The sequence below is a fragment of the Pseudovibrio ascidiaceicola genome, assembly GCF_900114245.1.
GTDB classification, from domain to species: domain Bacteria; phylum Pseudomonadota; class Alphaproteobacteria; order Rhizobiales; family Stappiaceae; genus Pseudovibrio; species Pseudovibrio ascidiaceicola.
Window position 1 is genome coordinate 808,227 of record NZ_FOSK01000001.1, and the last position, 20,578, is coordinate 828,804.

Genomic DNA, 20,578 nt, shown 5'->3' on the forward strand with positions numbered 1-20,578 from the left:
GATGGCTGAAACTGGGCAAAAAAAACTTAGAACAGGCTGGACAACAGGCGCCTGTGCAACCGCTGCGGCAAAGTCAGCGTATGCAGCTTTGTTGTCTGGAGATTTTCCGGACCCGATCAGCATCACCTTGCCTCGTGGTGATACGCCATCCTTCGCACTCGCCTTTGAAAAATTGAGTGAGAACTCTGCCTCAGCCGCCATAATCAAGGATGCTGGTGATGATCCTGATGTAACCCACGGAGCGCTCATTCAGGCCAGAGTGACCCCAAACCCAACGATTGCCGGAATTCGCTTTATCGCTGGCTCTGGAGTTGGAACGGTCACGAAACCCGGTCTGCCGATCCCGGTTGGTGAGCCTGCAATCAACCCCGTGCCTCGTCAAATGATGACCCGTGAGCTGCAACAAGTGGCAGATGATCATGGCGTAGGTCTTGCTGTAGATGTTGAGATATCCATCCAAAATGGCGAAGAACTTGCTCAAAAGACCATGAATCCGCGCCTGGGTATTGTCGGTGGCCTTTCCGTCCTTGGTACAACAGGCATTGTCCGCCCGTTTTCCTGTGCTGCCTGGATAGCATCAATTCATCGTGGTGTAGACGTTGCGCGTGCCACTGGCTTGACCCACGTCGCAGCTGCAACAGGAGCAACCTCAGAAGATGTGCTGCGTGCCCACTACCCTGATTTATCCGAACAGGCTTATCTTGATATGGGAGACTTCGCGGGTGGCCTGCTCAAATATCTGCGCGCGCATCCTGTTCGGAAACTAACCATCTCCGGCGGAATTGCAAAGCTGGCGAAGCTTGCACAAGGCGCTATGGACCTGCATTCAGCCCGTTCCGCAGTCGATTTCGATGCCCTCGCAGATGTGCTGGATCATGCCGGAGCTTCGAAAGAGCTCCTTGAGGAAACAAGAGGGGCAAATTTAGTCTCTCACATCGCTCAGAAAGCTGCTGCTGAAAGCATTCATATGGGGGAGGTCATAGCGCAGAGAGCACAGCGTGCGGCCTTAAACATTCTTTGCGGAGCTCCAGTGAGTGTCGAGATTATCGTGGTCGATCGGCAAGGTCAGGTATTGGGTCATGTCCCTGTGAAAGAACCTGCAAAACTGGAGCAGTTTTGATGTCGGAGAAGTCCAAAATCCTCGTGCTCGCAGGCACACGAGAAGCCAGAAAGCTGATTGGTGTGTTGGTTGCAAATACCGAGTACGAAGTCATCGCGTCACTCGCGGGAATAACTAAAAATCCAGCAGATCTGTCAGTGACGACACGAACCGGAGGCTTTGGTGGTGCAGATGGTCTCTCAAACTACCTGCAAACTCAGGGCATTGCTGCCGTCGTCGACGCAACCCACCCGTATGCTGCTCAAATATCCCGCAATGCGGTCGAAGCAACAAGACATCTTGCGATTCCGTTGCTCCGTTTTGAACGAGCTGCTTGGGAGCAAACCAATGATGATATTTGGTATTTTGCAGATAACGTAATCGCGGCAGTGAACCTTATTCCACCCAACGCAAAGGTCTTTTTTGCTGCCAGTGCCAAGATTGCTGCACCGCTGAAACAGCGCCCAGATCTGACTTTTGTAATCCGTACTTTAAAAGGCCCGAGTGATAGTGAAGTGCTTCCAAACGCGGAGTACATTGAAGGACTGCCCAATGAAAGCTGGCTCGAAGAGACCGAGCTTTTCAAGGTGCTGAAAGTAGACTGGCTCATCAGCAAAAACAGCGGTGGATCAGCATCCTACGGTAAAGTAAGGGCCGCTCGTGAGCTACAGATACCTGTTGCAATGCTCAAGCGCCCAGAGCTACCCAACGGCATTTTGTGTGCGTCGATTGATGAGGTACTGAAGACCTTAAAGGCTTGCGTGCAAAATGCGCAGCACTGCAAAACTACTCTTTAGGCTTCTGGTAGGGCGCCGTTGTCATCCGCTCAATAATTCCATCTTTAGCGATAAGCCAGTGATAGAGCGCACCCAAAATGTGAAGCGTGATCAACCATGCAAACACAACACCAACAGTCGCGTGGAAATCCAGAACGCTTTCTGAAGCTGGACGATTTTGTGGAACGATACTCGGCAGATCAAACAAGCCAAAAAATGGCATAGGTGCTCCGTAAAGAGAGAGCCCTATCCAGCCCAGGATCGGGTTTGCAATCAGTACGAGATAGAGCAACCCGTGTACTGAACGTGAGACGATCCGAAGCACTGGTGCAAGGGAGGCAGGCGGTGGCGGAGCGGGAGTGATCCAATGTTGGAGAAGGCGCAAAACCACAAGCAGGAAGAGCAGGATACCGATGCTTTTGTGGTAGAAATAGAGCGTATTCTGAAGGGCACCAGGTCCCAGGTCCGTCATCACTAGTCCCATCGGAACCATGATTAAGACCAGAATGGCGACGATCCAATGATACGTCTTTGCCATGACTGAATACCCGGCAACTTGATAGGCCATGCTCTATTCTCCTGATAATCCCAGAGGATCCTGAAGAGCCCCTGCAATCTCCTGATCGACAGATTAATCAAGGTTCGTTACCACTAGGCTAACCTTAGGTGAGGTGAGCTGTGAACTCGGTAAAACAAGGGGGCTTGATGGACAGGGGCCACACAACACCAATACATCTGCAAGATCATCCGAATAATTCTCAGTTGACCTGCGAAAAGCCACTGGAACAACCTCCGGGCATTTTGTCTCCGGAAGAATGGCAGGAGGTTTTGGCAGCCTCAGTGGAGAGGCGTGCGCCGGACCTGCAAGGCTATGGCAGTCTGTTCGCACCTCTTTGCATGGGGCAAAAGCAGTTCGTTATTGGTCAGCTGGGGCAGTCAGTTGATGGACGCATTGCAACGGTCACCGGAGACTCCAATTATGTGAGTTGCTCTGAAGCGCTGATCCATCTTCACCGCCTACGGGCACTATGTGATGCTGTTGTGGTGGGTGTGGGAACAGCGGTTGCGGACAACCCTCAGCTCACGGTCAGGCATGTCAGTGGGCGCCACCCCGCACGCATTGTCATCGACCCTTATGGCCGTATGCCGCGCGACAGTACGCTTCTGCAGGATACGAATGCACGCCGCATTGTGATTACGCGAACAGATGCTCATGCGCGTTACCCTGATGGAGTGGAATGCCTCCAGCTACAACCGAATTCAAAAGGTCGCCTGTCCTGTGCCGAAATTCGGCATGCGTTGCGGGATTTTCGATGCATCCTCATTGAAGGTGGTGCTTGGACGCTGTCTCGTTTTATTGAGCTGAAAATGATTGATCGTCTTCACTTGATGATCGCACCGTTGATCATCGGATCAGGACCAAGAGGTCTTCAGTTGCCTGCGATTGATTATCTCGCACAAGCTATTCGTCCCGATGTCACGTGGCATCCTTTGGGTGTTGATATGCTGGCAGATCTGAGCTTGAACAATTAACTTTTGCGGTGAGTTGAAAAGCATTTCCTTTCGCCAATAACTACTCGTATAAACTTGCGTGAATTTCCGAACAAGGACACACGCATGCCAGAGCTCATCAGACGCACCACCCTTTTGGAAGCTAAAGGGCGGATTGAGGAAGTTGAAGTGCGTGTTGTTCACGAGGATGGGCGCGAGCACATCACAACAGATCCGGTTTGGGTTTACGGTGATTCAATCGCTGTGCTGGCTTATGACCCCCACGCGAAAACAGTCCTGCTCGTCAAGCAACTTCGTGTAGCGCCCTACATCATGGAGGAAGAGATTATCCTGGAGGCATGCGCAGGCGGAATCGAGATCAGCGATCTATCGATCGAAGAAGCATGTGTACGTGAAGCTCAGGAAGAACTCGGCTGTCAGCTCACCAATCTCAACAAGATTGCGAATGTCTTCATCAATCCCGCACGTCTTGCCGAGCGGGCGCATTTCTTCCTCGCTGAATACACATCCGGTGATCTAAATATCGAAGGTCGTGATCTGGATGAAGATGAGGATATTGAAGTTGTCGAGTTGTCATTCCAAGAATTGCATAGGCTCTACGACAAACAGGAAATTCGCTGCCCACGCCTCTTCATGCTCACACAGGCATTGATGTTGAAGAATGTAGGCCTCTAATTAAGGGCGCTGGGAGTGTTGGCCTTCATGCTCTCAATGAGGAGGGAGGCCTACAATATCAACGTGCCCGACTTGTAATTGTGACTTGCCTTTGCCAAGGGCTGCTAGACGATATTCCAGCCAGTCATCTACGATTGCATCAGATACCCCAACTTCGCGTGCTGCCTCGGCCCAGCCCTTAATCAGCTCCAGCTGCAAAGCATCATCTTCAGGTGCACAGACCCAGTCAGAGCGTCCAGTAAAGCAGGTGTAACCTGCTTTAAGTAAGCGCTCACGAGCATGAAACCCACCAAGTGGCCCTAGCGCGGAGCCAAACCCTTTATCAGTTGCTTGATGCTGATTGAATGCCCGCTGAATAAGACGGTCTGTTGGGTGGTGTGGTTTGCTTAGCAGGATACCGTTGTACGAAAGCCCTGCAAGAAACGGAAGCTTTAGCTGACGCATACGGGCAACAAAGCTATCCAACCAATTTGCACTCACAAGATCCAGAAAGGCTGAAGTAACAACCCCATGATGCCCTTCCAGAATATCCAGTGACCCGGTATCAGTCAGCTCGCAAACATCTGTTTTCGTTCTCGTATGAGGTAACGGAGGAGAGATGCGTTTTGCAACTTTTAGAAGTTCGGGATCGTTGTCGATCAGTAACCACACCTGCTCCCTGTTTGAATCAATGTGCTCTGCTAGATCTTGCAGAAAGGAGCCCGTTCCAGCGCCCACATCAATGAGCCGGAGCGGGCCACCCTTAGGAGCATGCTCTACCAACCAGCTACAGAACTTTTTCATGACGTCTTTGTTGCGCGCACGTCGGTCTGCTTTGCGGCGTAATGAGAGCCATTCAGAGGAAAATCCACTCACCTGTGAGCCTCCAATGTGCAAGCAAAGGCTTTTGCGCTGTCACTCCATTCTGGCAACGCACGAGCAGCAGCAAGGGCTCCAGTTGAAAGTTGAGAGCGTAAATCTTTGTTTTGAAGAAGTGTTTCAATGGCTTTGCTTAGAGCTAGAGGGTCGCCCGCACCAACATGAAAACCGGCTGTAGGTGGAACTGTCGACGCGACAGCTCCTTCGCCACTCGCAATAATTGGGAGCCCAAAACTCATAGCCTCCGCAAAAGCCATCCCGTATCCCTCATAGTATGTGGGGAGTACAAAGATGTCAGCTGACTGATAGAACCCGGTCAATTCAGCTTTAGGAATGCCTCCATGAACGCGAATGCGATCAGTAAGATCATGGCGTTTGATCTGTGATCGCACTTGGCTCGCATATTCCGGATCAAACCGTGTTTCTCCAATAAGATCCAGATGCCAGTCCAGGTGCTTCAATTGACCCAGTGCTTCCACTAAGTGCAGTTGCCCTTTTCGCGGTACCAACGAACCTACACAAAGCAGCTTTGGGGTTGCCAGAGTTTCCCTTGGGGTTACAGTGATCTCCGCAGAAGTTGGTCGATCGATACCCGGTAGGACAATGCTGATCTTCTCCGTTGGAACGTTCATTTGAGAGACAAGCGTCTTCTGTGTTGAAGGACTGGTCACAATCACATGTTTTGCGAATGTAAGAGCTTCCGTCTCTGCCGTGCGGAGTACTTTCGCCAGTTGAGGTTCGATCCCACTTTCCAGAAACAGTGGGTGGTGAACCAATGCAATGAGGCCAGAGCGTTCAGCGATACGTTGCGCTAAGTCGGGTGAAGTCCCAAGCACCAAACCATCCACGATGATCAAAGCTGAGTGCTCAATTTCATCAACGGCTTCAAGTGCTAGTTTTTTGTCGGCCTCAGATGGGACCGGGTAGGTACCCTCAAGGCTAATGAGTGAGACATTCCAGTCGTGTTTCTGCAGTCCTCGAATGATTTCACGATCATACCGATAACCACCTGTTGGCGTGTTCAGATCGCCCGGAAAGACAAAATAGCAAGATCTGGCAGTTGCTTCTGCTGTCTGGCCTGAAGAAGGATGTAAATTACTCATGGGCCTCGGATGCAGTCAACGGCGCCTCATAAGACGCACGAGCATTGGGGTTTTCGGAAATTGAAACGCGTACCTTGCTAAGTTCGCCTGGTTCGCGGCCAAGTTTGTGTAGATAGGCAGCATCGCACACGCGCTGGTAAATGTAGCTACAGAGAAAATCGACTGTGGTGTTTCGCCCCTTGAATTGAGGAAGGTCATCAAGATTCTTGTAGTTGAACGGATGCAGGATCTCTGCCAGCACATCAAGCGCATTGCCAATGTCGATGACAATCCCGTTCTCGTCTAGTTCCTCCGCAAAAATAGCGACATGAACGTGTGCAGTAAGGCCATGAAGCTGCGAGGCAGGACCAAACACCTCTCCCTTCAGGCTGTGTGCGATCATAATGTGATTGCTGATCTCAACTGAATACATCTCAAAATCCTTGTAAAATTAAGAGTAAACAATGGGTTGGCATAAAGTATCTTTCTTGCCTGAAAGAACGTCTTTCAGATCCTTCGGTGCTTTTTCAAATTCGATGGGAAGTGCGAGCAAGGTATCCAGTACGTCGTCTTTTAGAAGAGAAATTGCTGCTTCCATACGCCTGCGGTGCGTCCAGCGCGGCCTCATGATAGGGGCAACCTGACCGACTTGAGATGAGATAAGGCTCAGGCGCTGACTGTGAAAACTACCGCCAAGAACAAGACCGGAAGGACGTGAGCCATACCAGGACGCTTCCACAATTCTGGCTTCTCTCCCCGCAATTCGGATTGCGGTGTTCAAGCCAGATTCCGAGGCGCTACAATGCACGACAACGTCTTGATTTTCTGGAGCGACTTCCGGCAAAGAAAATGTGCAGGAAAATTCATCTGCAATATCCTGCCGTTTCGGGTTGACGTCAATCATGGTCACGTGTGCACCTGCGATGCGAGCACAAAGATAGCCAACAAGTGAGCCAACAGTGCCTGCGCCAACAACGGCAACATTGGAGCACGGCAGAATAGCAGCATCCCACATGATATTCAGCGCTGTTTCCATATTTGCTGCCAATGTGGCGCGGGTGCTCGGTAAATCAGAAGGGATAAGATAGAGCGCGTCTGCGGAAAGCAGAAAGTTGCTTTGGTGCGGGAAAAGAGAAAAAACGCGCTGCCCCGCTTTTAAATCATCTTTTGTTTCAATCACTTCAGAAACGTTTGCGTAGCCGTATTTAACGGGAAAGGGAAAGGTCCCTTCCTGAAACGGAGCTATCATCCGCTCACGCTCGCTCACTGGCACATCGCCACGAAAGACAATGGCCTCCGTACCTCGGCTGATCGCAGAAGCATGAGTTTTTAAGTAAACACGGTTACCAGATGATTTAGAGAGTTTTTCCTCTCTTATTTCAATGGTTTGAGGCGCAGTATACCAAAGCGCTCTGGCTATCTCAGACAAGAAACGCGCTCCCCGGATCGCTAAGTTTTCACAAATATACTCTAGGGAAACGTGAACAAAGGAAACTAGCAGAAATGTAGGTGCCTCTAAAAACAATAATAATTTGGGTAGGACATGACAAAACAATCACGGGTTCCTGTAGAGAACGCCCGCACTAGTCTTGTTGACCAGCTGCTCTCCACCAACATCATCGACAAGCATCAGGAAAATAAGCGCTTATTCAGGCGCAGGCTGATCTTTGGAGGACTCGTTCTAACCTCTTTCGCAGCGTTGACAACCATCATGGTTTTAACGCTGTTTCTGGGCGGTTTTGCCCTTTCAAAAGTCGTGATGCTTCTCGCATTTCTGGTAACCTTACCATGGCTTATCATTGGCTTTTGGCATGCTGTCATTGGCTTGGCGCTCATGAGGTTTTCATCAAATTCCACAGCTCAGGTATACGCCGGGACGCCTCTGGGTACTCTTGACCTGAGAAAACCTTTACAAAACAAGCAAACCGCCTTGCTTTCCTGCGTGCGAAACGAAGACTCGCCTGAAGTTGCAGCCAAGCTGGAAGCGATGCTGCAAGATCTGGACCGTCTGGAAAAACTCAACGGCTTTGCTCTCTACATTCTGAGCGACAGCAATGACCCTGAGCATATCCGGCAAGAAATGCGGGAGTTCTCGCTGCTGCGAGCAAGGTGGCAAAATCAGATTGAAGTATTTTATCGCAGACGTGAGAAGAATACAGGCTTCAAAGCAGGAAATGTCGAAGATTTCTGCCGCAACTGGGGTGCTCGGCATGAATATGCAGTTACGCTGGATGCCGATAGCTTCCTCTCTGCAGAATCCTTGTGCCACCTCGTAAGCAAAATGAATGCAAATCCTCGTCTCGGTATTTTGCAAACACTTGTTCTGGGCCTCTCCACCAGTTCGTTTTTTACCCGTGTTTTCCAGTGGGGCATGCGCTTGGGAATGCGCTCCTACACACTTGGTGCAGCGTGGTGGCAAGGCTCGTCAGGCCCTTATTGGGGGCACAATGCAATCTTTCGCATAAAGCCGTTCACGCAGTTCTGCATGTTGGAGCCCTTACCGGGAAATGACGCATTAAGTGGACCGATCCTCAGCCACGACCAAGTTGAAGCTGCAATGATGTCTGATGCAGGCTATGAAGTGCGTGTATGGCCGGTCGAAGGTGGCAGCTATGAAGAAAACCCACCTCACCTGATCGAGTTTATCCGTAGAGATCTGCGATGGTGCCACGGAAACCTTCAGTACTTTAAATTGCTCCGAGAGCCTGGTTTTAAGCTGCTGGGACGGATCCAACTCGGCCTTGCAATCCTCATGTTTGCTGGCTCTCCGGCATGGCTCGTTTTCATCGCAATGGCGATCCTAACTGCATCTGTTTCTGCTCCAGAGACAGTGGCATTCGACCCATTTTACGGCACGATTCTGATCGTGGTAATCATGAGCATGGTCTTTGCACCCAAATTGGCGACGCTTGCCCATATCTTGACCGTCAGGAGCGAACGCCGGGAGTATGGTGGCTTTTTCTCGGTGTCTGTCAGTGCATTCTTCGAGCTGGTCTATTCCATGCTGCTAGCGCCTGTAATGGCAATCGCGCACAGCATCTTTATTGCGCAACTGTTCGCAGGCCGAAAAACGCAATGGGGAGGGCAGGAAAGACAACCTCATGGCATTCCATTCCTTCTCGCAGCGAAGAAGTTCTGGCCGCAAACTCTTTTTGGCCTTTGCGGTGTTATCTGGATGATGGACTACACCTTCGCGGATACGTGGCTACTGCTTCCAGTAATCCTTGGACCTTTGCTGACAATCCCATTTGCGATGATCACCTCAAAACCAGTGCTTGGTATGTCCTTCAAGCATTCTGGACTTTGGGCATTGCCTGAAGAAAAGAAAACACCGCTTGAGCTGCAAGGCCTTAACAAAGAACAACGCCGTGTAGAGTTGGAGCTTGCCAAAGCAAACCGAGCTGCGGCCACACGATAAAAGAGCGGCTTGAAGGGAGCTTCCAGACTGCCCAAAAAAAGCCGGTCGCGTAACGATACGCGACCGGCTTTTTTTGATTTCACATTCTCTCTTGAACGGGGAAAGCTAGGAAGCTGGCTTTTCCTTTGGCTTTCTCCATGGCTCACCTTTGAACCATGCCACGGTATAGGCGACGGCGATTAAGCCAGCGAAACCAAGCAAGTTTGCCATGACGTCACCTGTGACCGTGCCTTTTAAACCGAGTTCATCGCGGAAGATTGCGATGCCTTGTGCAAGAATGAGGCTGGCTAGGAAAACAGCGAGAGATTGCTGACCTACTTTCTTGATGACCCGAACAACTTTACCGCCAAAACCGCCCATAAGCAGGCGCTGCCCGCCTTCTCCAACAGCCACCCACGCCACATAAGCAAGGGCAAGGAAATGGATGTAGCGTAGGAGGCCCATCTCGGATTTTACAGTGAGGTCACTGATACCATTTGCAATTCTACGGAGCTCCGGCACTTCGTTGAGAATGCGGAAGTAAGCGAACGGAATTGTAAGAACAATAATCGAAGCGCTCAGGAACAATAGACGTTTCTTGACTGGAGGAGCTGGAAGCCAGCCTTTGATGAAGGCAAATCCAGTAAAGAACAGCAACTGCCATGCAAACGGATTGAAGAACCAGCGGCGATCAGACCATGGCTCAGCAGGAAAATCCACCAATCGGAAGGTTGCGATTAGCCAGAATGCGATGATGAGTGCGGCAACTGCACCTCGTCCGGCCTTGTAATAGGCGATCATGATGACTGGCAACATTGCCAGGATCACCAGATACATTGGCAGAATATCGAAGTAGTTCGGCACATAGGTAAGTGTCAGCAAGCCCGGCAGCTGGAAGATCGGATCTTCAAAGAAGTGCCAAAGATTCAGCTTCCCGACATAATCGTCGCTGGTCCAGCCATTGATTTGCAGGAAGGCAAGCATGCCCGCAACGGCGAGAAACAGGCAGATATGAGCCCAGTAAACTTGCCAGACGCGGTAAAGAACACGCGCGCTGCCCATAACCAGGCCATGCAGTTCAAAGACGCGGCCAAAGGCAATTGCGGAGGCCATGCCAGAGCAAAACACAAATATCTCGGTTGCATCGGAGAACCCGAAACGCGCCGGAATCCAAAGAGCCCAACCGTTTGCAGGAAGGTGGGCTATGAAGATGATGAACATTGCGATCCCTCGAAAAAAATCGAGGCGAGGATCTCTTGGTCGGCTGGCCGTTTTCATAGGGGTCGGCGGTATACTGTGCTTGTTCACGGTGTCTCTGAAACTAAAAACTATAAAAGATGAAATGCAGCTCCGAAATCCCCCGAAGCTGCACCTCCATTTATCCCATACGGAATCTTAGGTGTTCACTTTGCATGAGGTCGGTGGCTTCCGTCATGCGGGTTGCTTGAGCCATGCGGGTTTCACCATAAGTGTCTGACCCGCCTCTCAGGCGTGTACGCTCATCAATCATCCGCTTTGCTTCCTGGCAGAGGCCAGCGCGCAAAGCAGCTTCGATTGTGAGACGTTCAAATACATCTCGCTGCGCATGACTACCGCCAACGGTACGCAGCAGTGGGCGTGCTTCTGCGAGGTGGTGGTAAGCACTGAAGAAGTTGCCGTTCTTGAACTGCATCAAGCCAGATGCTGTTGGAGAACCAGCTGTTTTGGTTACAAGACCCATCTCGTTGGTGTCTTGTTCTCCAAAAGTGCGCATCCTTGTCAGCAGGCGATCAGATGATTGACGACGGTTGTCTCCAAGCAGAGCAAGCATGTAGTGCAAGTCTGCGAAAACATTACAGGAATCATCAATGCGTTTTTCGCTGATACTTGCCAGTTCTTCCCAGCGGTTACCAACCTTGATGCCCTCAAGCTCAAGGCGAACCAGCATGGAAGCTGCGTTGGAAATATCGCGATAATCGTCCGTGTGATCCTTACGGAACTTTTGGTCATAGAGCTCGAAAACACGCTCAACATTGCCGCGATCAAGGTGCAGCAGCGCAAGGTGCCACCATACGTGATAGCCAAAATTGTTGCAGTGTTCCCAGGCTTTTGGCTGGTCATCAAGCCATTTGATGCCTTCTTCGGTCTGACCCGTCATGTCCAACACGTGGGCAACGGCATGCAAGCCCCAGGCGTCATCATGTTGAAATGCAACGGCTTCTTTGCCGATCCGTTCAGCCCGCTCAAAATCACCAGTCTCTTCAAGAGCAAAGGAGTAGCAGCCGTGCACATAGCCCTTTGCAACATGATCGTCTTCGTAAGACGAAATCACACCTTCAATCGAGGAACGCATGCGGGATGGTTGGCCAAGAACGAAGCGAATAGCGTGGACGAGCTTCAGAAGGAATGCATCGCGTGGGTACTTAAGAAGCAATTCGTCAAGGCGGTCTGCTGATTTGGTCGGTGCACCCTGAAGCCAGTCATTCAAAGCCTCAACTACAGCTTCTTCACGGTCTGTAATCTGTGTATCTCTACGGCATTTATCAGCAATTGCATAAGCTTCAAAAGCAGTTGCTGTCATTTCGCGTCTGCCAAGCAGTAGGCAGAACAGTCCACGCGCGGCTTGAGCCAGAGCGAAGTCTGGATCGGCCTCCAGTGTTTTCGCAAGATGCTCCGGCGTTGCAGCACTATGTGCCAGAAACGCAAGAATAGTGTTGTTCCAGTGTGTTAATGCACCCTTATCGGAGAGTGTTACCGTGTATTCGAACTGGTCATCAATGCGCATGGATGCGACCCGTGGTTGAGGCGACCGGTATTTCGTGCAATGTGCAATCGCTTATGAGATAAGCCATTGGGTTTACATTACTAACGACACAGGTCTGCCAGGAAATCTGTTGATCAGAACCCTTTCAAAACTGGCGATGACGTTCAACACACAAAATGGTGTTTAATATCAGCAAGCTTTGTTTATGTAGAAAATATAGTTCAACCTCATGAAGAAATAGAAAACACTATTCTATTCACTAAGAAAAAATATGCGTCAAATAGAAGCTTGCTTGTAAAAACCTACTATTATTAATAGTGATAATAAGTAAGATTTTAGATATTAAGTTCTATTATACCTGTATTTATTGCCTTGTGATAATCTTCTGTTTGTCGGTTGAAATAGTGTTCACTGCTTCTTGATTTTCTAGTTAGTCCCCACTGTGTAATGTCCTTACTCCAAGAGAGACTAAGTACGTGGCGAATTCATGGCGAATACGAGTAGCTATCAACAAACAAAAATCGATCAACAGATTCAATCACCGCAATCTGTGATCGTCATCGGAGCGCTGGTCGCGTTGGCCGGTGTTGCTCTATTGGGACTCCAGAACAACGGCTGGCGTGTATTTGGCGGTGCCTTGATCGGTGCTCTGGCAGGCGTTGCGCTGTACCATACGAGCTTTGGATTTACGGCGGCGTGGCGCCGTATTGTCACCCAGCGAAGAGGGCAGGGGCTTCGCGCTCAATTCCTGCTTATCTCATTGGTTTGTTTAATAAGTTTCCCGCTCCTCCAATACGGACCAGACATCGGAATACGCACCGGCGGCTTCGTGTTTCCATTCGGTGTTGGGGCAGCTGTGGGAGCCTTCATTTTCGGCATCGGAATGCAGCTCGGCGGAGGCTGTGGATCGGGCACATTGTTCACTGTCGGAGGCGGATCATCACGCATGGTGATCACCCTTGCTTTCTTCATTTTGGGCAGCGTAATTGCAACAGCGCATCTTTCATTCTGGAATTCTCTTCCAAGATTACCGGCATTTTCGCTTGTGCGTGGCTATGGGGTCGTCCCCGCGCTTCTGATTACCATTTTGCCACTTGTCGCCTTTGCGATATTCTCGGTGTTTCTCGAGAAAAAACAATGGGGTGAACTGGAGAAATCCCGCAAAACCACCGGGTTTTTTCAGGGTCAATGGGGGTATGTTCTGGGTGCGTTGATGTTGGCGTTGGTTTGCGTTCTTACGTTCATTGTGCTGCAGCGCCCGTGGGGCGTGACATCCGGCTTCGCACTCTGGGGCGCAAAGTTTTTTTACGCCATTGGTATCCCTGTAGAGACCTGGCCTTACTGGCAATGGCAGGTCGGCGCGATCAAAAGATCTGTCTTTGCCGATTCCACATCCGTCATGAACTTCGGCATTGTGCTCGGGGCTCTGATTGCAGCTGGACTGGCTGGAAAGTTCAATCCGGTGAAAAAAATTAATCTCAGAGATGCTGGAACTGCAGTTGTCGGGGGCCTCTTGCTCGGCTACGGCGCGCGCCTTGCTTATGGATGCAACATTGGTGCGTATCTCGGGGGTATTACCTCCGGCTCCATACATGGATGGCTCTGGCTGGTCTTCGCCTTTGCAGGCTCCATGGTTGGAACCCGTGTCCGTCATTTGATCGGAATGGATCCTGCACCTGTTACCGCAAAATAGAAGCTGACTGCCGGAAATGACTAAAACTTGGCCAATTAAAATCAAGGGAGACTGAACAACAGCCTGTTCAGCTCCCGCTTTTAAACTCATTTTATTACGAGAAGGATTGAACCATGAAACTCCTTACGGGGATGCTCGGCTTTGTTGGAACATTGATGTTTGTTATGGCCGCTTTTCAGCCATCCCAGGCGCAAATCACCACAGAGCAAGCTCAGCAGGGCAAGGTGCTTCCACGCAATGGCTGGCGAGTTATCGAAACCACTATAGCGATTGATGAGCTGTTGGATTCCCTTAAGAAAGCCATTCGCGAAGAAGACATGCTGCTCGTTAGCATGGCAAGTGCTTCTCGAGGTGCTAAAGCAAACGGTTTCGAGATTCCGGGCAACTACGTGATCGGAGTGTTCCGCAATGACTTTGCGCGCCGCATGTTGGCAGCAAGTGTGCAGGCAGGTATTGAGGCGCCAGTTCGTTACTATCTGACGGAAAATCCGGATGGCACAGCAACGCTGTCATGGAAGACGCCGAGCTTCGTATTTCAGCCTTATCGCGACAGAGCTTCTGAGGACCTGGTCTCGCTAGGCGAGGAGTTGGACGTGATCTTCCAGCGGATCGCGGACCGTGCCACAGGCAACACCTGAGGCACTCTTCAACAACGAATTTAGAGAGTGTGTCACCTTTCTCGCGACACACTCGAAAAGGCGAATGCCTCTATAATTTTCCGTCGTAGGCTCTGCGGTCAATGCGACAAGCAAGAACAGTGAAGGTATCGCGCTCCAGCGCTGCCTTCGCTTCTTTCTTCAGGCTCTCTGCATCATCCACCCAAACGCCATGCCCGCCATAAGCGTCAGCCAGCGCTGGGAAGTTGGTGGCTGAGAAGTCCACGCCCAGATTAGGATTCTGGTTAGCGCGCTGCTTCAGCTCAATCAGAGACAAGCTCTCGTCAACCAGCACGCAGACAATAAACGGCACCTGCATATCGCGTAGAACCGCCAGATCACCCAGCCCCATTTCAAGACCAGCATCACCCACAAACACAACCACCGGATCGTCTGGCTTTGCCATCTTATGGCCAATGCCCAGTGGCAAGGCGCAAGCCATCGTACAAAGCGCAGAACTCTGCAGCATGGTGCGTGGGGAGTGGCTCTCCCAGATCTGACTTACAAGAATGCGGTGAGCACCACTGTCGGCAGTCGCAACGGTGGTCTCCGGCAAGGCTTCACGAAGGCCATGGAACACAGTGGCAGGGCCCCAGCCGCTCTCTTCAGCACAAAAGTCAGCCTTCAGCTTGTCTTTGGCTGGTGCGATACGATCACGAAGCCAGTCGCTCTCCTCTGGAACAATACCGGCCTCATCTTCTGGCGTCAGAGCCATCAAGGTCGGTTTCACATCGCCTTCCAACGTATGACTCACATGGTGCATGCCATGGCTACGCAGCACAGGTGTCAGCTCAATAACCGATGTCTCTTCACTCCACGGATTGCGCCAGTTCACACGCATCTCAATAGGGTCGTAGCCAATGAGAACAACAAGGTCCGCATCAGCCAACAAAGGCATCAGGCTTTTGTCTGCTTTTGGAGAAAGGCCAGCCCCACCCAGCGAAAGCCTATGGCCTTCAGGGATAAGCCCTTTGCCCTTGTAACTGGTGATCAGCGGGATCTGATAGGCCTCACAGAAGGCCTCAATCTCATTGCCAGCATCTACGTTGACGGCATCAACACCAGCAATTGCGATTGGACGCTGAGCAGCCCCCAGCAAATCACGCGCCTGCTCCAGCACATCACCAAATGGCAGCTGTGCAGCACGGATACCGTAGTTTGGAGACTTCTGCGTTTCTGCGCTTTCACCTTCAGCAACGGAAATCGGCACATCAATGTGTACTGGCCCCGGTTGACCAGACATGGCAATGGAAATCGCCTTATCCATCATGGCATTCAGCGCACCCGGAGCTGCTTTGAAGCTGGCTTTCACAATAGGGCGGAGCAACTGCTGATGGTCCATCACCTGGTGAGTGTAGGTCTCAGCTTCAGCAGTATCCACGCAGCCTGTCAGGAAGATCAGCGGAACGCGATCCTGAAAGGCATTGGCAATCACGTTGACTGCGTTGGTGACACCCGGCCCAAGCGTTGCCAGTAAAACAACGGGGGCATCCGTGCCTTGGCGTGCAAGGCCATGCCACGCGCCCTCAGCCATAAAGCCCCCAGCGTTTTCGTGCTTCACCAGATTGAATTTCAAGCCAGCAAGGTTCAACGCATCCATAAGCGCCAGCACTTCGCCACCCGGAATTCCGAAGGCGTATTGGCTGCCAGCCTGATGCAGTTTTTGAGCAATAAGATCAGCGCCGCGCATAATTATGAATCTCCCAGTGACACGACACCGCGAGCAGCGAGATCGTCAATTTCTTCTTTGGTTTTTTGCAGATATTTGGTCAGTACTTCAATGCTGTCCTCGCCAAGGGTCGGCGGAGCTTTCCTGTATGTAACTGGCGTCTTGCTGTAGTTGATCGGGTTGCCAATTAGGCTTACCTGACCATCATCAGACTGCTTGTGTGGCAGAGAAATCTTCATACCGCGATGCAGGATCTGCGGGTCACTGAACACGCCAGCCAGATCATTCACCGGACCACAGGGAACACCAACAGCCTCAAGCTCATCCGTCCAATGTTGAGCGCCCTGCTTAATCGTGAACTGGCGCAATAATGGTACCAGCTCAGCACGATTGCGCACGCGGTCAGCGTTGGTTGCAAAGCGAGCATCAGTGCTCAAGTCAGAACAACCCAAAATCTCGCAGAAACGCTGGTACTGCGCATCGTTGCCAACAGCCACCATGAAATCCTTGTCAGCGGCCGGGAAGGTCTCATAAGGCACGATGGTTGGGTGCGCGTTGCCAAGTCGTTTCGGGACATTGCCGTCGGTCAGATAAGAAAGGCCCTGATTGATCAGCCAAGCCACCTGACAGTCCAGTAAGGAGATGTCGATGTGCTGACCTTCACCGTTTTTATCGCGGTGGTGTAACGCGGCCAGAATGGCGTTGCAGGCATACATCCCGCACATCACATCAGCAATGCCGACACCAATCTTGGTCGGGCTGCCGCCTTCTTCCTCAGGAAGACCCGTGATGCTCATAATTCCGCCCATGGCCTGAATCAACGCATCATAACCTGCACGATGTGAGTAAGGGCCAGTTTGGCCAAAGCCGGTGATGGAGCAGTAGATTAAGCGGTCATTTTTCGCACGCAGATCATCATATCCGAGGCCCTTACGAGCGAGATCACCAACCTTGAAGTTCTCGATAACCACATCAGCTGTTGCGGCCAGATCCTTCAGCATCTCGACACCCTCTTCAGAGCGCATGTCGATGCCAAGAGAATGCTTGTTGCGGTTGGAACTTAGATAATACGCGCTTTCGCCAGTATCCTCGCCGCCTTTGCCCTTCAGGAAGGGAGGCCCCCATTTGCGGGTATCATCACCGCGTTTAGGGTGCTCAATCTTGATGATCTCGGCGCCCATATCACCCAGCAACTGGGTGCAGGTTGGGCCTGCAAGAATGCGCGAAAGGTCAAGCACCACAAGGCCATCCAAAGGCCCTTTGGTGGTAGAGGACTGGTGCTGTTCACCGTCTACTAGAGAATTCAAACCGTCTAATCCATTGGTTTTGAGGCAAGATTGACCGCAAATGGAGGGTGACTGACCCTGTCATGTACAGCAATCCAGCAGATTTTGGAGAGACGTTAGAGCACTCAGAAAAGGCCCACCACAACAATCTGAAAAATCACACAGTATCGTGATGGCCCGTGAAATTTGAAGTTTTTACCGTGATAGACCTGTGGGTTTTACCAGTGCTTTGTGTTGGCAAGATCAAGCCATGCACGCCGGATCCAGTTGGCCTTCATGGAGTGGCCTCCATCATGCAAGCACAGCTCCAGCTTCTCGCCTTTAGCAGACCAAACATCACACTGTAATTCACCAGCGCTAATGGATGTTGGCTTGATGTCATAAAGGCCAGCCTGCCGCTTCCAGACATCCAAACTGTCAAACACATCGGACTGACGCCAGTTTGTGCCAATAGCACGGCCTACCATCGGAACGGTTTTATCTTCCACGCCGTGGGTGTGATAAAGGTTGGTTAGCGGAGAAGGGCATGTTGCTGGGATCGGGTCCCAGAAGGCACCGGCAATCGGTGCAAAGCCAGCATAGTTCTCGCCTTTATAACAGGCCAGATTCCAAACCATGGAACCGCCCATGGAAAAACCGGAGAGCAAGATCTTCTCACGGTCAATCGGGAAACGATCAGAAACGTCTGACAGCATCTCATCAAAGAACTTGAACTCGTCACGATCCTGACTTGGAGAACCCGGATAGGACCAGGAACCGCCAATGCCCTGCGGCACAATCAAAGCCACACCAAGCTCATTTGCAAGGCCGCGAAGAGCTTTATTCTGGATGGCGCGATCAGCTTTGCCCTTCCACCCGTGCAGGTAGATTATGGCGCCAATCTGTTCATCATCAGCAGGAGAATCTGGAAGTGCAATATAGTATTCACCGCTCTCAACTTCACAGGGAGCTGTCACACCGCAGGTCGCTTCCTCTGCCATTGTTGCATTGGGAACCAACCCGGAAATAACCACGGTAGCAAACGTAATCGCACTTGTAAGAAGGCTCATGCCCATTCCACTTCTTGCCGCTCTCTCGGATTAAACCTATTGAAATTCATGGATAAATCCAGGAATTGCCGAGACTAATTTTGTTTATGCTAACATACGCCTCAAGGGCGGTCTTACTCTCAAAATTGATGCCGTCATTTACGGGTTACCGCAAGAGGACCTACTGCCATTCCCCTTCCGTGGGAATGTGCAAAGTATTGCCGCAATGCTTGCAGTGAACGGCGTCATTATCGTGACGATTAAGGCCACAATCAGGACAGGCATATTTTACTTTAGACGGACGGAAAATGGTCTGGATCAGCCGCAAAAACAGCGCCACGCCAAACACCATGATGATGATCGTGATCGCCCGCCCCATCGTATCCGTCATGGTGATATCGCCATAACCCGTGGTCGTCAGCGTGGTAACGGTAAAGTACAGCGCATCCATGTAGGAGTTGATGTCTGGATTGAGTTGCGCCTCAATCACATAAACAACCGCGCTCACCATAAACACGAAGACCAGCAGGTTCATCGCCGAGTTGATGATCTCTTCACGCTCCTTGAACCACGAAAACGTCTCTCGCAAATCCTTCACCACATGGTAGGAGCGTAACAACCGCAACATACGGATCACGCGCAAGAAGCCGAGGTTTTCGATAAGAGCTTCAGCAAACAAAGACAGGATTACAATAAGGTCTGCAATGGCCGTGCTGTCAAACGCAGCTTTGAAGGGCCGCAGTGCAATGGTGAGGCGGAATCCGTAGTCAATCAGCAGAATAAAACCAATCGCCCAGTCCAGACGCGGGTAGCCCTCCAGCTGAGGAAGCGTCGCAGAAAGCACGAAATAGAGGATCGTGACCACATCAAACATCAGCAATCCGATACGCCAAGAGCGTGCGGCTGTGGTCTGCCCGAAATACAGGCGTCGCAAAGCGCCCCTGAAATCGGTTACTGCTTCCTGCATAAAACTAGATCCCTCAATCCCGACAATGCACCCGATAAAAATCTACTAGCAAATGTGGACATTTCTGCAAAGTCACTCAAGCTCATCACGCATAAACTTTCGTGTGAGCGGCGCTATCTCGCCCGCACCAGAAAACCTTACGCTTTCCCTCAGTGAGTTTATCGAAAAATTCTGCAACTGATTAAAGGGTTTCTGCTCTACTTCTGGCATGAAGAAAGCCAAGGCCATTCCGGTGCCACCACCTCCCGGGTATTTGGAGGAATGGCGGGCAACCAACAACACCTGTCTGGTAACAGGCGCAACGGATGGCATCGGTAGAGCGCTTGCGATCCGTCTGTCAGATGCCGGGCAAACCATTGTAGTTGTGGGCCGTTCTAAGGAGAAAGTGAGTGCCGTTCTCAAGGATGTCGGCGACGCCGGTCCCAATCGCTCCCACCGTGGCTTTGTGGCAGACCTCTCCCTCATCTCAGAAGTGGATCGTCTTGCCGATGAAATCTCCCAAAAGCTGCCGGACCTGACCCGTATCGTCCTCTGCGCTGCCGAAACGCCGGGGTTTCGCGGCGTCACAGGAGAGGGGATTGAGGCTGGGTTTGCGGTCAACTATCTCAGTCGGTTTCTGCTGCTGAATAAGATCACACCGTTGCTCAAAGACCAAACAGCCCCAAGGGTCGTCTCGTTTGCAAGCCCGGTGACAAAGTTCGAACTACCCGACCTGAACATCCTCAACGATCCTGACTGTCAGCTCGACAGTTGGAATCGGGGAAGAGCGCACGCCAACTGCAATCTGCTCTTTCTGATGGAACTGGCTGATCAGCTCAAGGACGCAGGTATCTGCATCAATGCATTTGGACCCGGTCTTGTGCTGACCAAGCAAATGCAGGGCTACAGCGCCATGCGGCGGTTCTGGCTTGGCATGAAAAGCTCGCTGGTTGGCAAGTCTGCCCCCTATGCTGCCTTACCCGCTATGCACATGCTGCTCTCGCAGGATTTTGCGGGCAAGACTGGAGGGTTCTACGAATGCGGAACAAAAATCCCGCCAAACCAGCAAGTTCTGAGCAAAGAAACCCGCCAGAAATTCTGGACAGAAACCACTCAGCTTGTGCACCTGGCTCAGGCAAACAAGGGGTAAAATTTTCC

Annotated in this window: 19 protein-coding genes; 8 read left to right on the forward strand and 11 right to left on the reverse strand. The window is 51.3% G+C overall.

Annotated elements, in window-relative coordinates; all coding sequences use genetic code 11:
- Position 1: 1 nt before the first annotated feature.
- Both BM231_RS03930 and BM231_RS03935 read left to right on the forward strand, forming a co-directional pair.
- Positions 2-1,120, forward strand: a complete 1,119-nt coding sequence (locus BM231_RS03930) for a cobalt-precorrin-5B (C(1))-methyltransferase (protein WP_093516837.1) — start codon at positions 2-4, stop codon at positions 1,118-1,120.
- Positions 1,120-1,896, forward strand: coding sequence for a precorrin-6A/cobalt-precorrin-6A reductase (locus BM231_RS03935; RefSeq protein WP_093516839.1), 777 nt, complete (start codon positions 1,120-1,122; stop codon positions 1,894-1,896). Before BM231_RS03930 ends, BM231_RS03935 begins: the two co-directional genes overlap by 1 nt.
- Here the strand turns inward: BM231_RS03935 and BM231_RS03940 are convergent.
- Positions 1,886-2,443 (reverse strand): cytochrome b, encoded by a 558-nt coding sequence (locus BM231_RS03940; RefSeq protein WP_093516841.1) that lies wholly within the window; start codon positions 2,441-2,443, stop codon positions 1,886-1,888. The genes BM231_RS03935 and BM231_RS03940 overlap by 11 nt on opposite strands.
- A gap of 137 nt (positions 2,444-2,580) precedes the next feature.
- Here BM231_RS03940 and BM231_RS03945 point away from each other — a divergent pair, with 137 nt between their 5' ends.
- Both BM231_RS03945 and BM231_RS03950 read left to right on the forward strand, forming a co-directional pair.
- Complete coding sequence (locus BM231_RS03945; protein WP_093516843.1) at positions 2,581-3,408, forward strand: RibD family protein; 828 nt, start codon at positions 2,581-2,583, stop codon at positions 3,406-3,408.
- Positions 3,409-3,492: 84 nt separating this feature from the next.
- Entirely contained in the window at positions 3,493-4,062 is a 570-nt protein-coding gene (locus tag BM231_RS03950) for an NUDIX domain-containing protein (RefSeq protein WP_093517098.1), read from the forward strand.
- A 33-nt stretch (positions 4,063-4,095) separates the two neighbouring features.
- Here the strand turns inward: BM231_RS03950 and BM231_RS03955 are convergent, their stop codons facing one another.
- The 4 genes from BM231_RS03955 to BM231_RS03970 are packed head-to-tail and all read right to left on the reverse strand — an operon-like array spanning position 4,096 to position 7,431.
- Positions 4,096-4,917, reverse strand: coding sequence for a class I SAM-dependent methyltransferase (locus BM231_RS03955; RefSeq protein WP_093516845.1), 822 nt, complete (start codon positions 4,915-4,917; stop codon positions 4,096-4,098).
- On the reverse strand, positions 4,914-6,023 hold the full coding sequence (locus tag BM231_RS03960; RefSeq protein ID WP_093516847.1) for a glycosyltransferase family 4 protein: 1,110 nt from the start codon (positions 6,021-6,023) through the stop codon (positions 4,914-4,916). Before BM231_RS03960 ends, BM231_RS03955 begins: the two co-directional genes overlap by 4 nt.
- Positions 6,016-6,435 carry a 6-pyruvoyl trahydropterin synthase family protein gene (locus BM231_RS03965; protein WP_093516849.1) on the reverse strand — a complete coding sequence of 140 codons (420 nt, stop codon included), beginning with the start codon at positions 6,433-6,435 and terminating at the stop codon, positions 6,016-6,018. Before BM231_RS03965 ends, BM231_RS03960 begins: the two co-directional genes overlap by 8 nt.
- A gap of 18 nt (positions 6,436-6,453) precedes the next feature.
- Positions 6,454-7,431 carry a zinc-dependent alcohol dehydrogenase gene (locus tag BM231_RS03970; protein ID WP_093516851.1) on the reverse strand — a complete coding sequence of 326 codons (978 nt, stop codon included), beginning with the start codon at positions 7,429-7,431 and terminating at the stop codon, positions 6,454-6,456.
- Positions 7,432-7,545: 114 nt separating this feature from the next.
- Here BM231_RS03970 and mdoH point away from each other — a divergent pair, with 114 nt between their 5' ends.
- Positions 7,546-9,420 (forward strand): glucans biosynthesis glucosyltransferase MdoH, encoded by a 1,875-nt coding sequence (gene mdoH / locus BM231_RS03975; RefSeq protein WP_093516853.1) that lies wholly within the window; start codon positions 7,546-7,548, stop codon positions 9,418-9,420.
- Between the two features lie 105 nt (positions 9,421-9,525).
- On the opposite strand, the gene BM231_RS03980 is transcribed toward mdoH, so the two are convergent.
- Both BM231_RS03980 and BM231_RS03985 read right to left on the reverse strand, forming a co-directional pair.
- Positions 9,526-10,677 carry an OpgC family protein gene (locus BM231_RS03980; RefSeq protein ID WP_093516855.1) on the reverse strand — a complete coding sequence of 384 codons (1,152 nt, stop codon included), beginning with the start codon at positions 10,675-10,677 and terminating at the stop codon, positions 9,526-9,528.
- A gap of 100 nt (positions 10,678-10,777) precedes the next feature.
- Entirely contained in the window at positions 10,778-12,163 is a 1,386-nt protein-coding gene (locus tag BM231_RS03985; protein WP_093516856.1) for a tetratricopeptide repeat protein, read from the reverse strand.
- A 466-nt stretch (positions 12,164-12,629) separates the two neighbouring features.
- Between BM231_RS03985 and BM231_RS03990 the strand changes: the two genes are divergently transcribed.
- Together BM231_RS03990 and BM231_RS03995 are read left to right on the forward strand one after the other, a co-directional pair.
- The gene (locus BM231_RS03990) at positions 12,630-13,835 is read left to right on the forward strand and encodes a YeeE/YedE family protein (protein WP_093516858.1); all 1,206 of its coding nucleotides are present in this window, start codon (positions 12,630-12,632) and stop codon (positions 13,833-13,835) included.
- A gap of 113 nt (positions 13,836-13,948) precedes the next feature.
- The gene (locus BM231_RS03995) at positions 13,949-14,473 is read left to right on the forward strand and encodes a DUF302 domain-containing protein (RefSeq protein WP_093516860.1); all 525 of its coding nucleotides are present in this window, start codon (positions 13,949-13,951) and stop codon (positions 14,471-14,473) included.
- Positions 14,474-14,543: 70 nt separating this feature from the next.
- Here BM231_RS03995 and BM231_RS04000 read toward each other — a convergent pair whose 3' ends face one another.
- The 4 genes from BM231_RS04000 to BM231_RS04015 form a co-directional block, all read right to left on the reverse strand.
- On the reverse strand, positions 14,544-16,181 hold the full coding sequence (locus BM231_RS04000; protein WP_093516862.1) for a thiamine pyrophosphate-binding protein: 1,638 nt from the start codon (positions 16,179-16,181) through the stop codon (positions 14,544-14,546).
- Between the two features lie 2 nt (positions 16,182-16,183).
- The gene (locus BM231_RS04005) at positions 16,184-17,467 is read right to left on the reverse strand and encodes a CaiB/BaiF CoA transferase family protein (RefSeq protein ID WP_208860034.1); all 1,284 of its coding nucleotides are present in this window, start codon (positions 17,465-17,467) and stop codon (positions 16,184-16,186) included.
- A 197-nt stretch (positions 17,468-17,664) separates the two neighbouring features.
- On the reverse strand, positions 17,665-18,495 hold the full coding sequence (locus BM231_RS04010; protein WP_208860035.1) for a CE1 family esterase: 831 nt from the start codon (positions 18,493-18,495) through the stop codon (positions 17,665-17,667).
- Between the two features lie 160 nt (positions 18,496-18,655).
- Positions 18,656-19,441, reverse strand: a complete 786-nt coding sequence (locus BM231_RS04015) for a potassium channel family protein (RefSeq protein WP_063309352.1) — start codon at positions 19,439-19,441, stop codon at positions 18,656-18,658.
- Between the two features lie 208 nt (positions 19,442-19,649).
- Between BM231_RS04015 and BM231_RS04020 the strand changes: the two genes are divergently transcribed.
- Positions 19,650-20,570, forward strand: coding sequence for an SDR family NAD(P)-dependent oxidoreductase (locus BM231_RS04020; protein WP_093516866.1), 921 nt, complete (start codon positions 19,650-19,652; stop codon positions 20,568-20,570).
- The last annotated feature ends 8 nt before the right edge of the window (positions 20,571-20,578 follow it).